19 protein-coding genes are annotated in these 22026 nt (G+C 69.6%); 7 read left to right on the top strand and 12 right to left on the bottom strand.

From position 1 onward, the window contains the following. Window positions 1-142 precede the first annotated feature (142 nt). Window positions 143-613, bottom strand: coding sequence for an ATP-binding protein (locus ACGFQ9_RS19940; RefSeq protein WP_393575231.1), 471 nt, complete (start codon window positions 611-613; stop codon window positions 143-145). 101 nt (window positions 614-714) lie between these two features. On the opposite strand from ACGFQ9_RS19940, the gene ACGFQ9_RS19935 reads away from it, so the two are divergent. Beyond that, entirely contained in the window at window positions 715-1578 is an 864-nt protein-coding gene (locus tag ACGFQ9_RS19935; protein WP_393575229.1) for a helix-turn-helix domain-containing protein, read from the top strand. After that, window positions 1575-1787, top strand: coding sequence for a DUF397 domain-containing protein (locus ACGFQ9_RS19930; protein ID WP_393575226.1), 213 nt, complete (start codon window positions 1575-1577; stop codon window positions 1785-1787). Before ACGFQ9_RS19935 ends, ACGFQ9_RS19930 begins: the two co-directional genes overlap by 4 nt. A gap of 57 nt (window positions 1788-1844) precedes the next feature. Here ACGFQ9_RS19930 and ACGFQ9_RS19925 read toward each other — a convergent pair whose 3' ends face one another. The 4 genes from ACGFQ9_RS19925 to ACGFQ9_RS19910 form a co-directional block, all read right to left on the bottom strand. Then, a complete protein-coding gene (locus ACGFQ9_RS19925; protein ID WP_393575225.1) occupies window positions 1845-5030 on the bottom strand; it encodes a type I restriction endonuclease subunit R in 3186 nt (1061 codons plus the stop codon). Further along, on the bottom strand, window positions 5027-6358 hold the full coding sequence (locus tag ACGFQ9_RS19920; protein WP_393575223.1) for a restriction endonuclease subunit S: 1332 nt from the start codon (window positions 6356-6358) through the stop codon (window positions 5027-5029). The genes ACGFQ9_RS19925 and ACGFQ9_RS19920 overlap by 4 nt, the downstream gene beginning before the upstream one ends. Beyond that, on the bottom strand, window positions 6358-8457 hold the full coding sequence (locus ACGFQ9_RS19915) for an N-6 DNA methylase (RefSeq protein ID WP_393575222.1): 2100 nt from the start codon (window positions 8455-8457) through the stop codon (window positions 6358-6360). The genes ACGFQ9_RS19920 and ACGFQ9_RS19915 overlap by 1 nt, the downstream gene beginning before the upstream one ends. Before the next feature lie 69 nt (window positions 8458-8526). Continuing rightward, window positions 8527-10725 (bottom strand): N-6 DNA methylase, encoded by a 2199-nt coding sequence (locus ACGFQ9_RS19910; protein WP_393575220.1) that lies wholly within the window; start codon window positions 10723-10725, stop codon window positions 8527-8529. A 167-nt stretch (window positions 10726-10892) separates the two neighbouring features. Between ACGFQ9_RS19910 and ACGFQ9_RS19905 the strand changes: the two genes are divergently transcribed. Continuing rightward, window positions 10893-12119, top strand: coding sequence for a DNA sulfur modification protein DndB (locus tag ACGFQ9_RS19905; protein WP_393575218.1), 1227 nt, complete (start codon window positions 10893-10895; stop codon window positions 12117-12119). An 81-nt stretch (window positions 12120-12200) separates the two neighbouring features. Here ACGFQ9_RS19905 and ACGFQ9_RS19900 read toward each other — a convergent pair whose 3' ends face one another. From ACGFQ9_RS19900 to ACGFQ9_RS19890, 3 genes are all read right to left on the bottom strand, one after another. Then, the gene (locus tag ACGFQ9_RS19900; protein ID WP_393575217.1) at window positions 12201-12815 is read right to left on the bottom strand and encodes a hypothetical protein; all 615 of its coding nucleotides are present in this window, start codon (window positions 12813-12815) and stop codon (window positions 12201-12203) included. Next, entirely contained in the window at window positions 12812-13534 is a 723-nt protein-coding gene (locus ACGFQ9_RS19895; RefSeq protein ID WP_393575215.1) for a hypothetical protein, read from the bottom strand. Before ACGFQ9_RS19895 ends, ACGFQ9_RS19900 begins: the two co-directional genes overlap by 4 nt. 297 nt (window positions 13535-13831) lie before the next feature. After that, window positions 13832-14116, bottom strand: coding sequence for a hypothetical protein (locus ACGFQ9_RS19890; RefSeq protein WP_393575214.1), 285 nt, complete (start codon window positions 14114-14116; stop codon window positions 13832-13834). Between the two features lie 398 nt (window positions 14117-14514). Between ACGFQ9_RS19890 and ACGFQ9_RS19885 the strand changes: the two genes are divergently transcribed. Beyond that, complete coding sequence (locus ACGFQ9_RS19885; RefSeq protein ID WP_393575212.1) at window positions 14515-16131, top strand: ATP-binding cassette domain-containing protein; 1617 nt, start codon at window positions 14515-14517, stop codon at window positions 16129-16131. 60 nt (window positions 16132-16191) lie between these two features. Here ACGFQ9_RS19885 and ACGFQ9_RS19880 read toward each other — a convergent pair whose 3' ends face one another. Further along, window positions 16192-16497, bottom strand: coding sequence for a hypothetical protein (locus ACGFQ9_RS19880; protein ID WP_393575210.1), 306 nt, complete (start codon window positions 16495-16497; stop codon window positions 16192-16194). A 360-nt stretch (window positions 16498-16857) separates the two neighbouring features. On the opposite strand from ACGFQ9_RS19880, the gene ACGFQ9_RS19875 reads away from it, so the two are divergent. Beyond that, window positions 16858-17772: an XdhC family protein gene (locus ACGFQ9_RS19875; RefSeq protein ID WP_393575208.1), complete on the top strand. Its 915-nt coding sequence runs from the start codon at window positions 16858-16860 to the stop codon at window positions 17770-17772. Between the two features lie 135 nt (window positions 17773-17907). Here ACGFQ9_RS19875 and ACGFQ9_RS19870 read toward each other — a convergent pair whose 3' ends face one another. Beyond that, window positions 17908-18234 (bottom strand): plasmid stabilization protein, encoded by a 327-nt coding sequence (locus ACGFQ9_RS19870; RefSeq protein ID WP_393575206.1) that lies wholly within the window; start codon window positions 18232-18234, stop codon window positions 17908-17910. Window positions 18235-18351: 117 nt separating this feature from the next. Between ACGFQ9_RS19870 and ACGFQ9_RS19865 the strand changes: the two genes are divergently transcribed. Then, entirely contained in the window at window positions 18352-18726 is a 375-nt protein-coding gene (locus tag ACGFQ9_RS19865) for a DUF6479 family protein (protein WP_393575204.1), read from the top strand. Between the two features lie 140 nt (window positions 18727-18866). On the opposite strand, the gene ACGFQ9_RS19860 is transcribed toward ACGFQ9_RS19865, so the two are convergent. Continuing rightward, a complete protein-coding gene (locus tag ACGFQ9_RS19860; RefSeq protein ID WP_393575386.1) occupies window positions 18867-19754 on the bottom strand; it encodes an ATP-dependent DNA ligase in 888 nt (295 codons plus the stop codon). 9 nt (window positions 19755-19763) lie between these two features. After that, the gene (gene ligD, locus ACGFQ9_RS19855) at window positions 19764-20669 is read right to left on the bottom strand and encodes a non-homologous end-joining DNA ligase (RefSeq protein ID WP_393575202.1); all 906 of its coding nucleotides are present in this window, start codon (window positions 20667-20669) and stop codon (window positions 19764-19766) included. 31 nt (window positions 20670-20700) lie between these two features. Here ligD and ACGFQ9_RS19850 point away from each other — a divergent pair, with 31 nt between their 5' ends. Next, window positions 20701-21885 carry a Ku protein gene (locus ACGFQ9_RS19850; protein WP_393575201.1) on the top strand — a complete coding sequence of 395 codons (1185 nt, stop codon included), beginning with the start codon at window positions 20701-20703 and terminating at the stop codon, window positions 21883-21885. The last annotated feature ends 141 nt before the right edge of the window (window positions 21886-22026 follow it).

Genomic DNA, 22026 nt, shown 5'->3' with positions numbered 1-22026 from the left:
GCCGGCGTACGTACACAAGTGGTGTCGGCCGGCCCGACATGTCAGGGCCAGTCTGGGGCGTGTGGCGATCTTCCGTCCATAGAGGTTGGCCAGGTTTGGCGGCTATGGCCGAGAAGCAGCCATGGTGTTGTGGTTCCGTCCGTCATGCCTGCCCGTACTCGGCCCACACGCTCTTGCCGGGCGACCCGCAGGTTCGGAGGTGCCAACCCCACCGGCTTGCGAGGGCCGCCACGAGGAGCAGACCGCGGCCGTCGGTGCGGTCCGGGCCGGGGTGGAGGGTGGCCGGCTCGGGGTGCCGCTCGCCCCGGGTGTCGGTGACCTCGATGCGTACGGTCGCGTCGGGGGCGGTGGTGAGACGTACGTGGAAGTCCCTGCCGGGCACGCGGCCGTGGCGGACGGCGTTCGCCGTGAGCTCGGCCGCGAGCAGGGTGACGGTGTCATGCGCCTCGGTGCCGTACGGGATGCCCCAGGCATGCAGCCGCTCGCCGCAGAGTCGGCGGGCGAGGCGGGCACCTCGCGGGGTGGAGCTGAACCGCATCTCGAAGTGGTGGGTGGGGTGGGGGTTCTGGGCGGGCCGGGCGGTGGCGATGGAGCTGGTGGGGTTGCTCGTCATGGCACCACGGTGGGGCGTGGTGGCGTAGCGTGACCATGGGTGACGCGCCGTCGCGTGGGGCTTGTCCGCGGGACATCGGCGCGGTGTACGTGCGCTGAAGGGTGGCGGCGATACAGGACGATGACGGGGCCGAGCGGGAGCCGGTGGGGCAGCGCCCGGAGGATGAACCGGGGCAGGGTGTGGTGATCGTCTTCGGGCGCCAGCTGAAGCTGCTGCGGACCCGAGCCGGACTGGAGCGGGCGGAGTTCGGTAAGCGGGTGGGATACGCGTCGCAGTCGGTCGCGTCGTTCGAGCAGGGGCGGCGGATCCCGCCGCCGCGGTTCATCGACCAGGCGGACGAGGTGCTGGATGCGGGTGGTGTGCTGAAGGCGCTGAAGGAGGAGGTGGCGCGGGCGCAGTATCCGGCATTCTTCCGGGACATGGCGCGACTTGAGGCCGAGGCGGTTGAGCTGTGTGCTTACGACACGCACATGGTGAAAGGACTGCTCCAGACAGAGGAGTACACCCGAGCAGTCCTCTCGATGCGGCGCCCGCTGTTGGACGAGGAGACCATCGAGCTTCGGACTGCCGCCCGCCTCGCACGGCAGGAAATCTTCAATCGCTGGCCGGCGCCGCTTCTGAGCTTCGTCATGGAGGAATCCGTACTCCGCAGGCCACTGGGTGGAACGGCCGTTCTGCGCAGCCAGCTCGAACGTCTCCTGCTCATCGGTCACAAGCGCAACGTGGAAATCCAGGTCATGCCACTCGACCGCGAGGACAACGCGGGAGTGGACGGGCCCTTCACCGTGATCACTCGCAAGGGCGGACAACAGCTGGTGTACATGGAGGTCCAGGGCCGGAGCAGCCTGCGGACGGACCGGGACGAGACCCACATGGCAGCCGCCCGCTATGGGATCATCCGAAGCCAGGCTCTCACCCCACGAGAGACCCTGGAATTCATCGAGAAGTTGCTGGGAGAGCTATGAACACCGCACAGACTGCGCCCGCAGCATCGGAACTCGTCTGGCGGAAGAGCACCTACAGCGGCGCTGAGGGCGGCGACTGTGTGGAAGTGGCCACCAGCTGCAGCATTGTGCACATCCGGGACTCCAAGCAGCTCGGTGGGCCTGTACTGACCATGGACCCCACCGCTTGGGCCGGGCTCGTGGCGCTGGCATCCGAGCCTCAGGCGTAGCAGGGCACGGTGCGGGTCGCGTACAGCATGCCGATGTACGCGACCCGCACGGAGGTGCTACGCGGCGTCGTCCACGCCTTCCTCGCGGCGGATCATCCGCCACGCGGCGCGGCGGGCGCTGCGGTCGAGGCTGGACTTGAAGTTCCGGTCGGCGCCGAAGTACTGGCGGCCGAGGCCGGCCACGGTGTGGACGTGTTTGGCCATCTGGCGCTCGAACTCCTTGTCGAACACCTTGCCGAAGTTGTCCTCGTCGTTGACGACGGCGGCGGCTCGTACCTTGACGTCGGCCATGGTCGCTTCGAACGGCCGGACCACGTCCTGATCGGTCCACTCGGTGCCGAACTTGGCGTTGAACTTCTCGATCAGTTCGGACAGGAGCGACTTCTCGGCCTCCTTGGCTCCGCCCGCGCCGTCACCGAGCCCAGGCATCGTCGCCGGCCCATCGGGGTTGAGGGAAACGTCGTGCTCGCCGGTCTTCTGTACGCGCAGGTGGCTGAGGTCCACTTCACCGATGTCTACGCCTCCGTCGGTACGGCCACGGAGCCGGGTGAGGAGGAAGCGGCCGTAGAGGTTGAGGCGCTCCAGGTCGGGGTCGTGGTAGGGGACGATCTGGGAGAGGAAGCCGTACTTGCGTACGTAGTCGTGGAGGTCGGCCCGGAAGTCCTCGGCCGTCTGGACCTGCTCCTCGTCCTCGTCGTTGTCCCGGAGGGCCTCGTAGCGGGCGACGGCCGGGGTGAGGAGGCGGTACAGCTCCGCGTGCTGCCTCTCCCACTTGGCCGGGGAGCCGCCGGCCTTCTCCTTCGCCGCGAAGTAGGCGGTGGCGAACTGATCCATCTCGTCTTCGGAGATGATCGGCGCCGACATGACCCGGCTCTGGGCGGTGTACAGCAGGTTGGGGTCCGAGGGGAGGGTGTTCGCCTCCTCGAAGTAGGGGCGGAACGCCTCCTTGATGTCCTCGGCCTCGTTGGTGAAGTCCAGGACGGCCAGGTCGGCCTGGGTCTTGCGTTCGGTGGTGCGGTTGAGCCGGGAGAGGGTCTGGACCGCGGAGATGCCGGTCAGCTTCTTGTTGACGTACATGGTCGTGAGGAGCGGCTGGTCGAAGCCGGTCTGGTACTTCTCGGCGACGACCAGGATCCGGTACTCCGGCTGACCCTTGCCGCCTGCCTGGACCGCCTTGTCGTCGGAGCGCGTGTAACCGAACGCCTTGGGAAGTGCGGTCTCCGCCAGGCCGCCGTTCTCCTTCGGCTCGGTGGTCTCGTCGCCGTCGATGGTGAGGGAGCCGGAGAAGGCAACCAGGACCCCCAGGTCCGGGTACTTGGTGTGGTAGTCGCGGTCCTCGATGTAGCTCTTGATGGCACGGGCCATCTGCACGGCGGAATGCCGGGAAGCGGTCACGACCATCGACTTGGCGCGCCCGCCGAGCCGGCCGCGGGTGTGGGTGACGAAGTGCTCGACGATCACCTGGGCGTGCTGGGAGACCGTCGAGTCGTGGGTGAGCACGTACCGCGCGAGGAGGGAGTTCGCCTTGGCGGGGTCGACCTCCATTTCGTCGTGGTTCTGGTTCACCAGCTTCCAGTACGTGTTGTACGTGACGTAGTTCCGGAGCGGGTCGAGGATGAAGCCTTCCTCGATGGCCTGGCGCATGGAGTACGTGTGGAAGGGGCGGTAGGTGGGCTCGCCGTTGGCCTGGTCCCGGGTGCCGAAGAGTTCGAGGGTCTTGCCCTTCGGGGTGGCGGTGAAGGCGAAGTAGGAGAGGTTGGCGGCCTTGGAGCGCTCCTCGGCCTTCTTCTTGAGCTGCTCGGTGACGGTGAGCGTGGTCGCGCCGGCGTCCTCGGAGTCGGAGTCCAGACCGAGGTCCCGGAGCGCGGCGCGCACGGAGGTGGCCGCCTCGCCGGACTGGGAGGAGTGGGCCTCGTCGACGACGATCGCGAAGGTGGTGCCCTTGATCTCGGTGGGGTTGCGCTGGAGGTAGTCCAGGAGCGCGGGGAACGAGTGCAGGGTGACCGTGACGATCTTGCCGGTGTCGCGGGAGAGCGCACGCGCGAGCTGCTCGCTCTTGGCGCCGCTCTTCTCGTCGATCTTGACGACCAGTCCGTCGGTCTGGGAGAAGCTGCCGACCGTTTCGCGGAGCTGGGCGTCCAGGTTGCGGCGGTCCGTGATGACGATGACCTTGTCGAAGACGGGTGCGCCGGGCCTGATCAGACCGGCGGTGAGCGCCTCCTGGTCGAGGACACGCGGGTCGTTGTCGGCATGCAGGTCGGAGAGGCGGTGGGCGAGCCAGCCGATGGTGTTGGACTTTCCCGACCCGGCCGAGGCCATGATCAGGTAGTCCTGTCCGGCGCCGTGGGTGGCGGCGTGGGCAGTGAGCTTCTTGACGACGTCCCACTGGTGGTAGCGGGGGAAGATCGTGGTGCGGGTGGTGCCGCCGCCGGGGGTCTTGGACTTCTGCTGGTGGACGAACCGCTGAAGGAGGTCCAGCCAGTTGTCGCGCTCCCAGACCTGCTCCCAGAGGTAGGAGGTGGCGTACTGGCCGAAGGCGGTGGGTGCGGGGTTGCCTGCGCCGCCGGGGCGGCCGGGGCCCTCGGAGCCGGTGTTGAAGGGGAGGAAGCGGGTGTTCTTGCCCTTGAGAGCGGTCGCGACGAAGACCAGGTCGGGGTCGACGGCGAAGTTAGCGATGACCCGGCGGGTGAAGATCGGCTCGGTGGGGTCGCGGTCGGTGCGGTACTGCTCCTTGGCGTGCTCTACGCCCTGGCCGGTGAGCGGGTTCTTGAGCTCGGCGGTGGCGACGGGGATGCCGTTGAGGAACAGGGTCAGGTCGAGGCGGTTGTTCCAGTCGAGCTGCTTCGTGGCGTAGGGGAGCTCGCGGACGACGGTGAGGCGGTTGGCGCGGTAGCCGTCGAGGACGGAGTCGTCGGCGACCAGGTTCGGCTTGAAGTAGGCGACACGGAGCCGTACGCCCCGGTCTTTTACGCCGTTGCGGAGGACGTGGAGCAGACCGTCGTTGGCGATGGCCTGGTCCAGGCGCCGGGCGAAGCCTCGCTGGGCCTCGCTGGCGTCACCGTAGACGGTGCGGAGCTCGTGCCACTCCTCGGCCTGCGTGTTGCCAATGAACTCGAAGAGTTCCTGGGTGTCCAGGCCGAGGTCGGGCTGATAGCCGGCGGGGCTTGCCTCACGCCAGCCGCGCTCGGTGAGCGCAGTGACTATGGCGGAGCCGAAGGCGGACTCGTGGTGGACGGGGCTCATGGGGTGATTCCCTCCGTTACGTTGCGTCCGCTGGCGGTGGAGACGTCGAACTGTCCGGTTACAGCGGCAGTGATGAGCGCCTGGCGACGCTCGGCAAGAAGAGCCATCTGCGCAGACAGCTTGGAGTCAAGGGTGCGATTCGAACTCTCTTGTTCTTCGAGCTCATTCACCAGCTCATACTGCTGAGCCAATTCCGGCACCGGCACCATAAAATCGACCACATGTGATACGTTTACCTGCTCCTGGGCGGCACCATATCGAACGGAGTCCACGTACACACCCCCGAGCGAGCTATTGAAATAGGCCTCCAAATATTTCGGGGTCAGCCGATCTCCCTTTTTCACAACGATAAGGGACGCACAGTTTGCTCCCTCCAGATGCTCAGGAATTACAACTGCCCGACCCGGATAACCGGCCCGAATGACCACCACGTCACCGGCTTCCAGTCGCGAGCGCCAGAGCTTTACACTGTCAATCTCAGACATGAACCGGACATCCGTAAGATCCAGCCCCGAGTCCGTAACATTCGACCCTCTCAGGAAGGGGACCCCCTCATCCTTGAAGTACGAGGATGGATCCACTACCACACCAACACCGATTCTTGGTACAAGTCTCTTCAAGGGAAGCACTTCCCAAGAGGCAGGAAGATCCCCCAGCATCGGGTGGATCATGCGCGGGCCAGGCACACGCATGCCCCGCAAGGTGTAGGACCGCTGAACTTCGCGGCGCTCATGTAGTACGACGCGCAGGCGGTTCGCAACAGCAGTGATGTCGTCAATGCGAGCAGTCTCGACCTCGAGGAAGTCGGCAATACGGCGCTGCTCCTCCAAGGGAGGAAGGGGAATCCGAATTGACTCAAGATCTGGCATGTAGATGGTCAGGTGCGTAGACCCATAGGCCAGTTTGCGCCACTCCTGCCACATGGCCCTCATTACCAGTAGCAAGTACCGGGAATCAAGTTCGGGCCCAGAGAGCCAGGTAACGAATGCCTGCGTGGTGGCCATCGGTCGACCAATACGCACGCTATATCCAATGGAGGCTGTTCTGGAAAGCATCACCGTGTTTGCCGGGTGCAGCACTGCGGCACTATTTTCCATGCCAAGCTGACTGATGTGCTGTTCGGTCTGCATGAGCGGTTCAAGCGTGGCATCTCGCCGAGACACGTCGGGCGTGGTTACCCACGGGATAGAGCAGTTCTCCCAGTACTCCTTCTTCCCTCGATCAGGGGTGTGTCCAGTGCCCATCTTCGCGACGAGGCTAAGCGGAACCACCTTCCAATGAGCGGGCAGGGCTGGCGCCCAACCAAGTGATGTGCTCTGCATCTGCATCACTCCGTCACCGCGCCCAGCAGCGACTGAATCTCCGCCTCCAGAGCCTTCAGTTCCGCGTCGATCTCCACCAATGGCCTCGGCGGCTCATACACGTAGAAGTGCCGCGTGAACGGGATCTCGTAGCCGATCTTCGTCTTCGTGTGGTCGATCCACGCGTCCGGGACGTGCGGGTGGACCTCGCGCTTCAAGAACTTCTCGACGTCCTCGCCCAGCGGCACGTTCTCGTAGTCCCGCAGCTCCGTGTCCGGCTCCGGCTCGCCCTTGACCTTCTGCACCTCGCCCTCGGAGTCGCGGAGGCCGATCGTGTCGCGGAACGCCTTCGCGAAGGGGGCTCCCGTCGGCCAGATGAGGCCGGCGCCGACCACCCCGTCCTTCAGGGCGAGCTGCGCCTCGGACTTGGTCGCCCAGGTTGTTCCCATCAGCGGCTTGAGGGCATCCGCAAACAGGGTGAGCTCCTTCGCGAGGAGGCTCTTGAACTGGTCTTCTTCCTCATCGGTCAGCTTCCGGCGCGCCTTGACCTTGGCGGCCAGCTCCGGAACACCGGGCAGGCAACGTTCCTCGGCCCACTTCTGGAGCGGCTTCGAGGCCGTCAGGGCGGTCAGCGTCTCCTCCGTGAGCTCGAAGCGGAGCTTCAGTGGGCGTTCGACCGTGATGCGCTGGTAGCCGAAGGCGGCGTTGTCGAAGACCTTGACCTTGGCGTGGCCGGGGTGGGCAGGGTCGGCCGCGGCCTGGACCGCCTCCGCGTACAGCTCGGTTACGACCTTGATGTGGTCCTTGCCCAGCTCCTTGCGCTTGTCACCGAGCGACTTGCGCATCTTCTGCCACTGGTCACGCGCGTCCAGCAGGACGACCTTGCCCTTGTGGTCGGGGGCCTTCTTGTTGGTCAGGATCCAGAAGTACGTCGAGATGCCCGTGTTGTAGAACAGCTGGTCCGGGAGGGCGACGATGCCCTCCAGCCAGTCGTTCTCCAGGATCCAGCGGCGGATCTCCGACTCGCCGGAGCCGGCCGCGCCGGTGAAGAGCGGGGAGCCGTTGAAGACGATGGCGATGCGGGACCCGCCGCCGCCCTTCGCGTCCACCGGCTTCATCATCGAGATCATGTGCTGGAGGAAGAGCAGCGAGCCGTCGTTGATGCGCGGCAGGCCCGCGGCGAAGCGGCCGGCCTCGCCCAGGTTCTTGTGCTCGTACTCGACCTCGTCCTTGACCTTCTTCCATTCCACGCCGAACGGCGGGTTGGCGAGCAGGAAGTCGAACTTCTCACGGCGGTGGGCGGGGTCGCTGAAGGAGTTGCCGAAGGCGATGTGCTCGGGGTCCTGGCCCTTGATCATCAGGTCGGACCGGCAGATGGCCCAGGACTCGGGGTTGAGCTCCTGGCCGTAGACCTCGACCGTGGCATCGGGATTGTGATCCCGGATGAAGTCCTCCGCGGCCGACAGCATGCCACCGGTACCGCAGGCCGGGTCCATGATCGTGCGGACCGCGCCCGGCACCGTGAGGGCGTCGCCGTCCGGCGCGATCAGGAGGTTGACCATCAGCTTGATGACCTCGCGGGGAGTGAAGTGCTCGCCCGCCGTCTCGTTCGACTGCTCCGCGAAGCGGCGGATCAGCTCCTCGAAGATGTAGCCCATGTTGTGGTTGGGCACGTTCTCCGGGTGCAGGTCGAGATCGGTGAACTTGCCGATGACCTGGTAGAGCAGGTCGGCGCCGTCCAGCCGCTTGATCTGCTGGGCGAACTCGTACTTCTCGAGGACCTCGCGGGCGTTCTCCGAGAAGGCCGAGACGTAGATCTGGAGGTTCGTCGCCGCGCTCTTGGGGTCGTTGGCGATCTTCCGGAGGGTCAGGTCGCTCGTGTTGTAGAAGGAGTGGCCCGATGCCTCGCGCAGCCAGTAGTCCGGGTCGATGTCCTCCTGACCCTTGTACTCGGCCACCGTCTCCGCGACCTTCTCCCGGGTCGGCTCCAGGACGCACTCCAGCCGGCGCAGCACCGTGAACGGCAGGATGACCTTGCCGTAGTCGTGCTGCCTGTAGTCGCCGCGCAGGAGGTCGGCGACGGACCAGGCATGGTTCGCCAGTTCCGTGTGCTTGCTGCTGTTCAAGGGTTCCCCGGTTTCCTTCCAGGTGAAGCTGTTCGAGGGTGTGGTGTGAAGTAAGTGGGGGGGCGGTGATCAGGCGTCGGCCGGCGGTGGCAGGAGAGCCCCCACCGTAAGGCCGTTGGACATCGCCCCGGCGACCTCTTCGAGGATCTGTGCCGTGCGGGCCGCGCTCCTGCGGAGCACGTGGACCTGTCTGAACGCCTTTCCGTAGCGGCGCTGTTCGTCCAGCGGCAGGAGCGGGACGCGCAGACGACCGGGATTGACGTGGACGATCGTCGTGCCGGTGGAAGCCGCGGCGATGTTGTCCGCCGCGCCCAGGAAGCCGGCCAGGAACCATGGGTCCAGACGGTTCGGGTCCGGGCGGAGCAGGTGGAGGTGGGGGCCCAGGATGGAGCCGGCGTCCGACTCCTCCGCCACACGCGCCATCGTGCGACCGATGGAGCCTGCGTGGACGTCGCCGCGGACGACGACGTCCCCCGCGGCGACCGTCACGGCCTGGGCCGGGTCGGTGCGCAGCCGGTCCACCGTCCCGGAGGCGGAGGTTCCGGCGGCAACGTCGCCACTGGTCAGGACTCGTGGGGGCGCGTCACCCGGAAGACGGCCGTCCGGCGCGGATGCCGTGTCCCGGGCAGGGGCAGGGACCGCACCCCGGAACAGGGTGAGGGCGCCGCCTCGCGTGAGGTCCGACACCGTGGCGGTACGCCAGGTGTCGGCGGCACCGGCCGGGGATTCCGCCGGCCGCCAGTCATCCCGGCCCACTGCCGCGGAGAGGGCAGTCAGCTGCTTGGACAGTGCTGCCCGGAGCTCCGACACCTGCCGGGCCAACTCCATGGGCGGCACATCCGCCGCCGACACACGGACGTGCCGTGCCGGGGTCAGGTCGACCAGGTCATCCAGCAGGTCGACGACCGGTACGGCCCGCGCGATCCCCTGCACGTCCGTGAAATCGTTCGGCGCCGCCTCGTAGGCCTGCCATGGAACGAGCACCCTGGCCGTCAGTTCGGCCCAGTCGACCGGCTCTTGTCTGGTCCGGCTGCCGCCCCGGGTACCGCGCGGCTCCGCCTGGTCTCCCTCACCGTTGACGAAGAGGACGGAGGTGTGTTCGGCGCCGCCGGGCTCCGGGCGCTGGAGGACCCACACGTGCAGGCCGATGTGGAGGGGGTGGGCCGCGCCCACCGGCAGGGAAACGACGGCACGCAAAGCCCCACTGCGCGCCAGTTCGGCGCGGATGCGCCGGCCGGACACGCGGAAGGCCACGGCCGGAGGCATCACCATGACCGCGTGGCCGCCGGGGCGGAGGTGGGCCAGGGCGTGCTGGACCCAGGCGAGCTCCGATTCGAACCGCGTGGGCACTCCGTACGCCCAGCGCGGGTCGTAGGCGAGCTCCTCGTGTCCCCAGTCACGATCGCCGAACGGGGGGTTGGTCAGGACCGCGTCCGCGGTCAGATCGGGAAAGGCGTCGGTGCGGAGGCTGTCGCCTGGCTGGATCGACACCTTGGAGTCGGTGGACACACCCTCGTCCGCACCAGTCAGCAGGAGGCGCACGGCAGTGCGCTGTGCCTGCACCGCAAGGATGTCCTGGCCGTACAGCTCCCGCACTCCCCGGCGGGCCGCCGCGACGAGGAAGCCGCCACTGCCACAGGCGGGGTCGAAGACGCTGGCCGCGTCGTCCGGCAACAGGCCGGCCATGAGTGAGGCCAGGCCCTCGGGGGTCTGGTAGGTGCCGCCTGCTGTGCCCTCCTCCAGTTCACGTTCGGCCAGTACGTCGAGGGCTGCCGGGGGGCCGGCCGCGCGGACGCAGGCCAGGAGGGCTCGGATCGCCGCCGCGTCCTGGGGTCCGTACGCCACGGGGCCCGCCGTCGGGACGGCGGAGGGCAGACGGTCGGCGGCCTGGTGGGCGCGTACGACCAGCTCCTCGTCGGGCGCGGCTCCGAGCTGGTCCAGTTCGGCGGGGGTCCGCTGTGAGGCGGCGAGCACGAGGGGCACCAGACGCGCCGCGATCCCCGAACCGGGTCCCGTCAGGCGCAAGGCAGTACGGAGCTCCTCGTCGGGCGCCGCGTTCGAGGAGTGCCCGCGGCCACGCAGCCAGTCCTGTACGGCATGGAGGTCGTACAGCGGGCTGGATTCGGTACCGCCCGCCGGGCTGGGGAAGTCCTCGTGCCGCCGGCGCCAGTTACTGACCGTCGCCCGAGTGACCCCGGCGATACGGGAGATCTCCGCGGCGGTCACCTGCGCCGAGGGGGCAGAGGGGCCAGCTGGGGGTGGGGTCATCACAAGGTCCCTGAACGTTTCGGCTACCAACAGCTAACACTCTACAACGACCGTCAAACACGTCAAGTCGATTGACAGCGCTTTCATTGAGTGGCCACGTTGCTCACGCTTGCCACTGGAAGCGGCGTGTGTCGCCAGTCGAGTCGAACCCGAATCGAGGAATCCCCTTGCGCCTGTCCCTCCCGACCACCGTCGTCGAAGGCACCCAGGTCACCGTGATGCCGTTCCGTGAGGACGCGGTGGTCGGAACCATCTCCCTCCCCGCCCTGCTCCAGATCGTTCCCTCGCCCCGCCGCGAGGAGGACCAGAAGTCCCTCAAGGCCGCGTCCGGCAAGATGCGCCAGCACGCGGAGATCCGTGCCCAGGTCCAGCGCACCCTGAAGGCGACGGCGAAGGGAAAGAACGCCGGATCGTACGCGGACTACATCGCGGCCGGGCTCAGTGGAGCACTCGGCGACGCCTGGTCCACCCCTCCGATCACGTTCTGGCACGCCGACCGGCTCGCGGCCATCAGCGAGGAGCTGATTCCGGGCAGCGGCCTGCGCAACATCACCATCGCGCCCGGGGCCACCGTCGTCGCCGTCGACGGCGAGACCCAGCTGACGGCCTGGCACGATCTGTACAACGACCCCGAGAGCTTCGGGCTCGGCTACCCGCAGCTGGCGGCCGTGCGCATCCCCTTCGAGATGTACGTCGGGCTCGCGGCCTCCGACGCTCGGCAGATCTTCCACGACCGCAATGTCCTCGGCGTCGACGTGTCCAAGAACCTCTCCATGTCCATGGACCAGCGCGACCTCGCCACCCGGCTCACCCACCGCCTCACCGAGACCGTCAAGGTCGAGATCAACGGACGGAGCGAACCGTTCAGCAAGCTGGTGGACGCCAGCAAGCGCCAGGTCGGCAAGACGGCGACCGAGGTCGTGACTCTCTCCGCGCTCCGGGCGCTCGTGGTCGCCGCCCTCTACGGTCGCTCCGGCCTGAGCCGCTCCTCGGAGACGGTCCAGGAGGAGGACCTGCCCGCCGGTACCGACGCCGAACTCGTCGAGCGGGTGCTGACGCCGATGCTGAGTGGGCTGATCAGCGACCATCTGCGTCACTTCACGGAGCGCAGCGCCATCACCGCCCCCGCCGTGATCGCGGGCATCGGCGTGGCCGCGCACCACACCACGCCCTGGGCCGACCCTGCGCACGCCATGAGCGCGGACGACCTGCACCGCCTGCTCGCCGGAATCCGGTGGGAGCGCGAACCCGTCTACTGGGACGGGGTGGCCGCCAAGACCGGCACCACCGGACGCCTCAACTTCAGCGGCGGGGTCAAGGACTCCGGCGGCCGTGTGGCCGACGCGATCCTGTACCCGGCCACCGAGTCCGGCCGCAAGATCCGCGGGCTGTAGTTGCGGCTCCTCCTCCTGGGCCTCATCGGGGCGACTTCGCGGTCGTCCCGCCGTGCAGCAGGGCTGCGTCGGGGCCTCCCGTCAGGACGGTGGCCTTTCGATGGGTGCGTCGCTGCCGGCCCAGATGTAGACGCGCGTGGTGCCGGGCTGGAGCTCGTGCGTGTGGAGCTGCGCGCACAGCCGGAGTGCGCCGCTTTCGGGGGTTTTCGCCTCGCGAGGACAGACACTGGTGCTGAGCATGCCCTGGACGAGGGTTTCCGGCTCGGGGAGGCCGAGGTGGGTGAAGCCGTCGCTGCGGGTGAAGCCCTGCTTCTCCGGCTTCGGGTTGGGCAGCATCCGGGTACCCTCACGCCGGAGCGGCCGCACGAAGCGGTCCGCCTCCGCGGTCGTCACCGTGAAGGCGAGCAGCGCAGCGTCGTACTGCTCGTTGGAGTGCAGCCCGGCCCGCCGGTCGGTGGCCGTCTCCGGCACCCGCAGCCCCAGCACGCCCGCCGTCCACTCGGGCGTGGCGTTCTCCTGCCAGCAGCACGCCCCTCGCTCGGCCCCAGCCGGCTGCCGCACCTCGTACATGACCCAAACGACCGCCCCGAGGACGCCGAGGACGCACAGGCCCGAGAAGACCCAGGCGCCGATGGCGAGGCGCCGCTGCCAGGGCTTCCCCTTCCCGGCACCCGCCGGAGCCGCAAGACCGTTCATCGGTCGATGTCCCCTCCGCCGTCCCGGGCATGACGGCCCGGGTCACTGCGCTCGCCGGCACGTCCGGGCTCGTCGGGAGCGGGCACTGCCGCTCCGCTGCCCACCCCGTAGTGCTTGACCGGGCCGCTTCCCGCCATGTTGAACTCCTGGGCCAGACCGACCCTGTGCTGCTGGGCCGGCTCGCCGTCGGGGATCTCGAACTTCCCGATGGTCACGCCCTTGCCCTGGTCCCAGTTGTACCGGTCCCAGACGTTGACCTGGTAGTCGAGGCCGACCACCGGCTTGCCGTCCGCGCCCGGCACGACGGTCACCACCCCCGTCACGTTCGACTGGACGCCGCCGACCGCGTAGTACCAGTTGGGGTCTGCGTCATTGAAGTAATAGCCCTCACCGGGTGTCTCGACCGGCATCACGACGGGCCGACCACCGTTCTTCTCGTACTCCGCCAGCGCCTGCTCACGCCACGTGTCCGCGTTCCCGAGGAGGTGGAACTTCTCCGTGTAGGTCCGGAAGCCCTGGTTGTCCGTGAGCATCTTGTCGACCGGTAGCTCCATCGGGGTACCGGTGTTGTCCAGGTAGTGCTTCATGTGCCGTGAGGCGTCGTTCAGATCACCGCCGTCGGCGCCGATGACGAGCAGGTTCATCTTCATCCTGGTGCCCCAGTCGCCCCAGCCCGGGTCCTCCGCTCCGTGCTTGCCGGAGCCCCTGTCGGCCGCCACCTGCTTGACCGACGGGTTGAAGAGTCCGGCGGCGAGCAGGTCGTTCCGGTGGGCGGTCCACAGCTGCGCGCGGGCGTCAGGACTGAGCGACTGCCACAGCCTTCGCAGCTCGGCCTGCTCGGCGGGCTTGGCGTCCCCGTGCCACCACCGCCGTCGTACACCAGCAGCCCCGGATCCGGCTCTGGGTCGTGGTTCGGGTCACCCTTCCCTGCCTCGTCGGCCAGGTTCTTCGCCTGCTTCTGGATCCGCGTCAGCTCCTCATGGGCGTCGGCAAGGACCGCGTGGATGCTCTTGGCCTCACGTTGGAGGTCGTCCACCTCCGACCTGCGAGTCCCAGGTGGAGAGCGTCACCGACAGCTCCGATCCCATGGCCAGGTTCCGGGCGGAGCACTCGGCCGCGGCCCGTGCCGTCGCACCGGTGCCGGCGATGTCCGTCTTCCCGCGCAGCTGACCGTGGACGAGGAACGCCTCGTGTCCGACGGCACCCAGGTCGTCCTGCGTGACGACCAGGTCGTCCGACGAGCCGCCAGGGGAGGCAGCAGCGCTCTGCTTGGCCGCCGCCCATTCCTCTTCGAACGCCACCGGGTCCCCTCCCTTGGTGTACGACTTGGCGGATTCACCCTAACAACGCCTTTGGGAACGAGTGTTCAGCCCCGCAGGCCCAGCTCGGCGACGACGTTCTTGCCGACGGGCGTCCGGTTCCGCATGTCCCAGCGGATCGCCAGGGCCTGCACGAGCTCTCCCAAGAGCGGAGCTGGTGGACGGCCAGGTGCCGGGCAAGGCGGGCGCCGCGGAGCGGAATCCCCGCCGCCTGCTCTGAGCGCGGCCGATGGGCGTCCCTCACGACCAGACGAGACGAAACGTCTTGCATCGGTGTCGCCACTTCCTTAGACTCCCCCCCAAGACGAGACGATACGTATCGTCGCTCTTTTCTTGGAGGGTTGCCTTTGCGTGCTTCAGTCGCCGGTAGTCAGGTCGTGATGGCCGATGTCAGCAAGCGGTACGGGACTCGGGTCGTGCTGGATCGGGTCAGTTGTTCTGTGCGGCTCGGGGAGCGGGTCGGGGTCGTCGGGGACAACGGGTCCGGGAAGTCCACGCTGTTGAGGTTGCTGGCGGGGCGGGAGCGGGCCGATGGAGGGGAGGTGTCGGTGCGGGCGCCCGGTGGGGTGGGGTATCTCGCGCAGACGTTGGACCTGCCGCGCGGTGCGCGGGTCGGGGATGCGGTGGATCTTGCACTGGCCGGGGTGCGGGAGCTGGAGCGGCGGATCCGGGCCGCCGAGGAGCGGCTGCATCTGGCCGGGCCGGAGGAGGTCGAGGCGTACGAGCGGCTGGTCCTCGAGTACGAGGTCCGGGGCGGGCGGGACGCCGACCGGCGGGTGGACGCCGTCCTGCGGCGGCTCGGGGAGCGGGAGGCGCTGGAGCGGGGGCGCGTGCTCGGGACGCTGTCCGGTGGGCAGCGGTCGCGGCTGGCGCTCGCCGCGGTGCTCGCGGCCGAGCCGGAGCTGTTGCTGCTCGACGAGCCCACCAATGATCTGGACGACGAGGCAGTGGGGTGGCTGGAGGAGCGGCTTGTCGGCCATCGCGGCACCGTCGTCGCCGTCACCCATGACCGCATGTTCCTCGACCGGGTGACCACCGCCATCCTGGAGGTGGACCACGAGCGGCGCACCGTGCAGCGGCACGGGAACGGCTATGCGGGGCATCTGGCCGCGCGTGCCGCCGCCCGGGCACGGTGGGAGCGGGAGTACGAGGAGTGGGGCGAGGAGGTCCGGCGCGTCCGGAGGCTCGCCGACAGCAATGCCGGGCGGCTGGCGGAGATCCCGCGGAAGGCACCTGCCGCGTTCAGCGGTGCGGGGGCCTTCCGGGCCCGGTCCCGGGCGCACGGGGCGATGAGCAGGATCCGTAACGCGAAGGAGCGGCTGGAGAGGCTGACCGGGAACCCGGTGCCGGTGCCGCCGCAGCCGCTGCGGTTCAGCGGGCGGTTCGGGGCGGTGGGCGACAGCTCCGCGGGAGGGGTGGCGGTCGGGGAGCTGACCGTTCCGGGGCGGCTCGCGCCGGTCTCGTTCCGGCTGGCGGCGGGTGAGCGGATGCTGGTCACCGGGCCCAACGGGGCTGGGAAGTCGACCCTGTTGCAGGTGCTCGCGGGCCTGGTGCCGGCCGGGGGCGGGAGCGTGCGGGCTCCCGGACGCGTCGGCCTGCTGCGGCAGGACGACCCCTGGGCGGGTGAAAGCCGTTCCGTGCTCGGGATGTTCGGTGAGGAGTGCGGTGAAACGCTGGTCGGATTCGGGCTGTCGATACGCGCCGATCTGGCCAGGCCGCTCCGGGAACTGTCCGCCGGTCAGCGCCGCAAGGTGGAACTCGGGCGGCTGGTTGCCGGCGGTCCGTACGACCTGCTGCTGCTGGACGAGCCCACCAATCACCTGGCGCCGGGGGTGGTGGAGGACCTGGAGGCGGCTCTCGCCCCGTACACCGGCACGCTGATCGTCGTGAGTCACGATCGGAGGCTCCGGTCCCGGTTCGCGGGGCGGCGGCTGGAGTTGACCGGCGGCAGTGGGGTGGGTCCGGCCACGGACCGCGTTACGGCCGTGGCGTGCTGACCCGGGCGCCGGAGCGGCCGTGCCGCATCCGTGCGTCGGGTCCGCCGCGTTGCGCGCTCTTCAGAGCCCTGCGGAAAGCAGCGTCAGGCGCAGGAGTGCGAGCAGGGCCAGGGCTGCCGGGAGCGCGTACCACCAGGCGCGGAGCCACTCGGCCTTGACGAACACCCATGAGAGAAGCGCCGTCACCGCCGCGCCCGCCAGGGCGGTGCCGGACGCGAAGCCGGAGTTGGTGACGGCCTGACTGTCCCAGGGGCCGTCCGGCTCGACGAGGTAGGCGATCAGGATGACGTAGCCCGTGAGCAAGTGGGCGAGCGCGAGGAGCACTGCGCAGACGGCCGTGCCGAACCTGCCGGCCCTTCCGGTCACCTCAACGCCTCCTTCGTCCGGTCCGGTCCCGTCCGGTCCGGTCCTGCCCGGTCGGGTCCTGCCCGGTCGGGTCCTGCCCGGTCCGCGATCGAGGCTCCGACCCTACGCGCGGACGTCCCGCACGGGTGGGTCAGGTCCGGTGGTTCACACGAGGAACGGGAGGGCGTTACGGGGCTTTTCAACGCTTGTTTCGGGGGGAAGTGGGGTGCCTAGGATTTTGGGGAAGGCTGCTTGATGCCGTTGACCTGGCATTTTGTGGCACGGGTGGTTCGGACGAGGAGGTACCGGGGCATGCGGGAGCTGGTGGAGACGGCGCGGCAGTGGATTTCCGAGGGGCGGGCGGCGTTTTTGGCGCGGCCCGTGACCGAACAGGGGTTCGGTCCGCGGGATCCGGCCGGGGCGCTGCTCATCGACGCGCGGGGGGAGTGCGCGGGATCCCTGTACCGGGGCGTGTTCGACGCCGAGCTGGCCACCGAGGCCGCCGCGATGCCGGCCGGGGCCACCGCGCGGGTGTGCGAGGTGTCCGTGCGCCGGGAGGAGGCGGACGAGGCCGGGCTGACCTGCGGCGGCGGTGCGGAGATCCTGCTGCAGCCGCTGGCCGGCGTACCGGCCGAGTGGTGGGAGCTGCTCGGGGAGGGCGCCGGGGTGGCGCTGGTGACCCGGCTGAACGAGGCCGCGGACCAGGCCGAGAGCGTGATCGTACGGGCAGTGGACGCGCCCGCGACCGATGCCGGGCGGCGCGCGGCCGAGCTGCTGGCCACCCGGCGGGCGGGCCGGGACGCGATCTACGGGGAGTCCGGGCTGCTGCTGGTCGAGGCGTTCCCCTCGGCCCCGCACGTGGTGATCTGCGGCGGCGGCGAGCTCGCCAAGCTCATCGCGCGGCAGGCCGGCCTGCTGGAGTGGGAGGCCGTGGAGGTCGCCGACGCCGCCGAGGGCGAGAAGGCGCTGGCCGCGCACCGGGACGCGGCGTGCCTGGTGGTGCTGACCCACGACCCCGGGTTCGACGTGCCGGTGCTGCGGTTCGCGCTCGCGGAGGGGATCCCGTACGTGGGTGCCCTCGGCTCGCGGAAGACCCAGGCCCGGCGGACCGAGGCGCTGCTCGCAGCCGGGGTGAACGAGGCCGGCCTGGCCCGGATCCACGGGCCGATCGGGCTGGACCTGGGTGCCCGGACGCCCGCGGAGACGGCGATGACCATCTGTGCGGAGATCCTGGGCGTACTGGGCGGGCGTGAGGGCAGCGCCATGCGGGACACGAAGGGCCCGATCTACGGCTGATCCGGGGGGCGGCCGGCGTGGGGCGGATCGGCGTACGCGCACACCCCGGCGGCACACCCCCGGCGGCAGACCCTCGCCGGCAGACCCCCGGCGGCATGCCGCCGGGGGACCCGCCGCACTGGCCGGGCGGAGGCGTCAGGTGTCGCCCAGCGCCTTCTTCAGTTCCGACTTGTTCATGTCCGAGCGGCCGTGGATGTCGCGCCGCTGCGCCTCGGCATAGAGCTGGTCGTACGTCGGGCCCTGGGCACCCTTGTGGGAGTGCAGGCCGCCGCGACGGGAGGACGACATGTCCTCCAGGGACTGCTTGCTCGCCGTCTTCGACTCTCCGGCACGGGCGCGTTCCTTGTTCACGGTGCGGGCGGCGATCTCCTTCGCCCGTTCCGTGGACTCGCCACGCTCCAGGGCGCTCTGCTTGATGTGTTCGTACTGGCGTTCCCGCTTGGGGGAGGATCCGCGGGGCATGGTGCGATCCCGCCTTCCGATTGGGTGCACGTCCATGGCGCACCTACCCCGGACGGGCGGGGGAATTCGAACCCTTTTTGTACGCATGAGCCGGTTTCCTGCGGGTACACGGGGGCCATGGACAGCACTACAGGCAACGCCGCGTGGTTCCTGGTCGTCGGCATCGCCGTGGCCGGGTTCCTGATGCTCATGTTCTGGCTGGGCAGGCGTGTCCGGGACCGTGAGCCCGAGCCGCCGACTGCTGAGAGCCAGCCGCACCTGCCCGAGGGCGGGGCGGTCTACGAGGTCCGCGAGGAACGGGACCAGGTCGAGATCCCCACCGGCGGCCTCCGGCCGCACGAAATGCAGGGATACGGAAACTTCGGATCCACCACATCGGCGCACCCGGACGAAGCCCGCAAGCAGCGGGAGCCCGAGTACACCGGTCTGCACCGCCGCTGGCCGGAGCACAAGCCGCGGGGCGGGGGCGGCGGGACCGTGAAGCCGGCGTAGGGCCGGCGCAGTGCAGGCCTCCTGCCCGCGCACAAACCCGTAGGCCCCACAGACCACATCGACCGACCGACCGATCCCGGAGGACCTGCGTGCGGCACACCGCACGCAGGTCCTCGCGCGCGCCCGCACCGCAGCCGCTCTCACAGCTCCTCCCGCAGCCGCAGTACCTCCGGCGGCGGGTGCCGTTTTCCCGTGGCCCGGACCTCCGCCGCCAGCGGCGGGTCCAGGACCCGGAAGGGCACCTCCCCCAGCCCGATGGCGGTGACCGTGCCGCCGGGCCGCGCCACCTCCGTCCGCTCCCCCAGCGCCGCCGCCACCTCCGCCCGCACCGCGGGCGACAGCGGGCTCGACACCATCGGCGCCTCGTCGTCCCCGCCCGGCAGTACGAGGACCAGCGCGGCCGGGCGCCGTGCGCTCCCGGTGTAGCCGACCACCGCCGCGTCCCTGGTGTCGGTGTGCCGGAGCTTCCGCCAGGCGCGCCTGCCCGCCGGGTAGGGCTGGTCCAGGCGTTTGATGACCAGCCCCTCGATGCCGCTGGCGGGCAGGGTCTCGTACCAGGTGGCCGCCAGTTCCGGGTCCGTGGTCATCGGTACCGGCTGGAGCGGCGGCCCCAGCGGCAGCAGCAGGTCCACCAGCAGCGCGCGCCGGCGCTCGTAGGGGCGGGCCCGTACGTCCAGCCCGGCGAGGGTGAGCACGTCGAAGGCCGCGTACGAGGCCGGCAGGCTCTGCGCGAGGAGCGCGGCCCGCGCCGGGGTGGCGGCGGCCCTGCGCTGCACCAGCGCGAAGTCCGTCCGGCCGGCGTGCCAGACCACGACCTCTCCGTCGAGCACGGTGTCGGGCGGCAACTGCCGCGCCGCGCCCGCCAGGTCGGGGAACGCGCTGGTGACGATCCGTCCGGACCGGGCCTGCAGCACCACGTCCGCGCCGGTCCGGGAGATGACCATCCGGTGGCCGTCGAACTTGGGCTCGTACGCGAGCCCGGGCCCCAGCGGCAGGGTCCGTACGGTGGCGGCCAGCGCGACCCGGATCACCGCGGGTCACCGCCCCGGCGCGGGGGGAGCGGGCAGCGGGCGGGCCCGGACCGGGTCGACGAGCGCGCCGTACAGGTCGCCGTGGCGGGCCAGCCGCGGCGGGATGTCGTCGGCGAGGAAGACGAGGTCGCCGGGCTGCCGGCAGCCCGCCACCTCCTCCCAGGAGACCGGCGCCGAGACGGCCGGCAGGGTTCGGGCGCGGAGGGTGTAGGGGGCGGCGGTGGTCTTGGCAGCGGCGTTCTGGCTGTGGTCCACGAAGACCTTGCCAGGGCGGAGGGCCTTGGCCATGCGGTGGACGACCAGGTGCGGCAGCTCGCCCTCCGCTTCCTGCGCGAGGCGCTTCGCGTACGCGGAGACCACCGCGGACGGGGTCGGCTCCAGCGGTGCGGCCAGGTGCAGCCCCTTCGACCCGGAGGTCTTCACGCATACGGTCAGGCCGTCCGCGCGCAGCCGGTCGCGCAGCCAGAGGGCCGCGGCGCAGCACTCCACCACGGTCGCGGGTGCGCCGGGGTCGAGGTCGAGGACCAGGCGGTCGGCGACGGCCGGGCTGTCCACGGGCCACTGGTGGACGTGGAATTCCACCACCAGGTTCGCCGCCCACACCAGGGTGGGCAGGTCGGCGATCACCACCTGCTCTGCCCGCTCGTCCTCGGAACGCGGCACCGTGGTGGTCTTCACCCACGCGGGCGTACCGGGCGGCGGGTTCTTGGTGAAGAACAACTGGCCGTCCGGCCCGTCGGGATAGCGCAGGAAGGACACCGCCCGGTCGTGGACGTGGGCGAGCAGGGGGTCCGCGACCGTGGCGTAGTAGTGGAGCACCTCGCCCTTGGTGTAGCCGGTCTCCGGATAGATGACCTTGTCGAGATTGCTGAGCGCGAGGCGACGCCCCTCCACTGATGTGATCGGCGTCATACGATGAGATTGCCATGAAAGAGGAGGAACCGTGCGATCCATCTGGAACGGTGCGATCTCCTTCGGCCTGGTCAGCATCCCGATCAAGCTGGTGAACGCCACCGAGAACCACTCCATCTCGTTCCGCCAGATCCACCTCGCGGACGGCGGCCGGATCCGCTACCGCAAGGTGTGCGAGCTCGATGGCGAGGAGATCGAGACGGCGGAGATCGGCAAGGGTTACGAGGAGGCCGACGGCGCGATCATTCCGGTGACGGACGAGGACCTGGCGCAGCTGCCGCTGCCGACCGCGAAGACGATCGAGATCGTCTCCTTCGTACCGGCCACGGAGATCGATCCCCTCCAGATGGACGCGGCGTACTACCTGGCGGCGAACGGCGTGGCCGCCGCCAAGCCGTACACCCTCCTGCGCGAGGCCCTGAAGCGGAGCGAACGCGTGGCCATCGCGAAGTTCGCGCTGCGCGGGCGGGAGCGGCTCGGCATGCTGCGTGTCATCGACGACGTCATCGCCATGCACGGCCTCCTCTGGCCGGACGAGATCCGCGCCCCGGAGGGCGTGGCACCGGACACGAAGGTGACCGTACGCGATGCCGAACTCGACCTGGCGGATGCCCTGATGGCCACACTGGGCGAGGTCGAGGTCGAGTCGCTGCACGACGAGTACCGCGAGGCGGTGGAGGCGATGCTCGCGGCGAAGGCGGGCGAGGCGATCGAACGCGAGCTGCCGGCGGAGGGCGCGGAGGCCGCGCCCGGCCAGGTGATCGACCTGATGGCCGCGCTGGAGAAGAGCGTACGGGCGGCGAGGGCGTCGCGCGGCGAGGACGCCGAGGCGGAGGGCACGGAGGGCGCGGCGGGCGCCGCTCGGTCGGCGGAGGTCACCCCGCTGACGCGGAAGCGATCCCGCGCGGGGGGTGCGGAGTCGGGTGCAAGTGGGCGTTCGGGTGCCGGAGGGTCCGGCGCTTCTGCCCGCAAGCGGGCTCCGGCTGCGCCGAAGGCCGTGGGCGGGAAGAAATCGACGTCCACAGCGAAGTCAACGACGTCGACCTCGTCATCGTCATCGGCGTCGTCCGCGAAAGCTGCAGGGGCAGCGGGGGCAGCAAGGACGAAGAAGTCGACGAGCAAGACGAGTACGGCGAAGTCGACCAAGACGACCAAGACGACCAAGACTGCGGCAACGGCCAAGAAGGCAACACCGCGAAAGCGGACATCGGCCTGAAGGCTGGGCTGCGGGGAGGCCGCGCCGGGCACGGAGCGGAATGGATGATCCCCACCGGCGTCCACCCAGCCGTGATCCCACGTGCCCGAGCTGCGCCCGTTCGGGCGCTCCCAGACGCCGTCCGGGCGGAGCCCTGGCGCA

Origin of the sequence: Streptomyces sp. NPDC048603, from assembly GCF_043199475.1 — a bacterium.
Classification (GTDB): domain Bacteria; phylum Actinomycetota; class Actinomycetes; order Streptomycetales; family Streptomycetaceae; genus Streptomyces.
This window is presented reverse-complemented; position numbering and strand designations above follow the sequence as displayed.

Coding starts and splice junctions, on each gene's coding strand:
- ACGFQ9_RS19940 (WP_393575231.1), bottom strand. CDS start 613: ATGACGAGCAACCCCACCAGCTCCATCGCCACCGCCCGGCCCGCCCAG.
- ACGFQ9_RS19925 (WP_393575225.1), bottom strand. CDS start 5,030: ATGAGCCCCGTCCACCACGAGTCCGCCTTCGGCTCCGCCATAGTCACT.
- ACGFQ9_RS19870 (WP_393575206.1), bottom strand. CDS start 18,234: ATGCCCCGCGGATCCTCCCCCAAGCGGGAACGCCAGTACGAACACATC.
- ACGFQ9_RS19900 (WP_393575217.1), bottom strand. CDS start 12,815: ATGAACGGTCTTGCGGCTCCGGCGGGTGCCGGGAAGGGGAAGCCCTGG.
- ACGFQ9_RS19920 (WP_393575223.1), bottom strand. CDS start 6,358: ATGCAGATGCAGAGCACATCACTTGGTTGGGCGCCAGCCCTGCCCGCT.
- ACGFQ9_RS19885 (WP_393575212.1), top strand. CDS start 14,515: ATGGCCGATGTCAGCAAGCGGTACGGGACTCGGGTCGTGCTGGATCGG.
- ACGFQ9_RS19865 (WP_393575204.1), top strand. CDS start 18,352: ATGGACAGCACTACAGGCAACGCCGCGTGGTTCCTGGTCGTCGGCATC.
- ligD (WP_393575202.1), bottom strand. CDS start 20,669: ATGACGCCGATCACATCAGTGGAGGGGCGTCGCCTCGCGCTCAGCAAT.
- ACGFQ9_RS19930 (WP_393575226.1), top strand. CDS start 1,575: ATGAACACCGCACAGACTGCGCCCGCAGCATCGGAACTCGTCTGGCGG.
- ACGFQ9_RS19910 (WP_393575220.1), bottom strand. CDS start 10,725: ATGACCCCACCCCCAGCTGGCCCCTCTGCCCCCTCGGCGCAGGTGACC.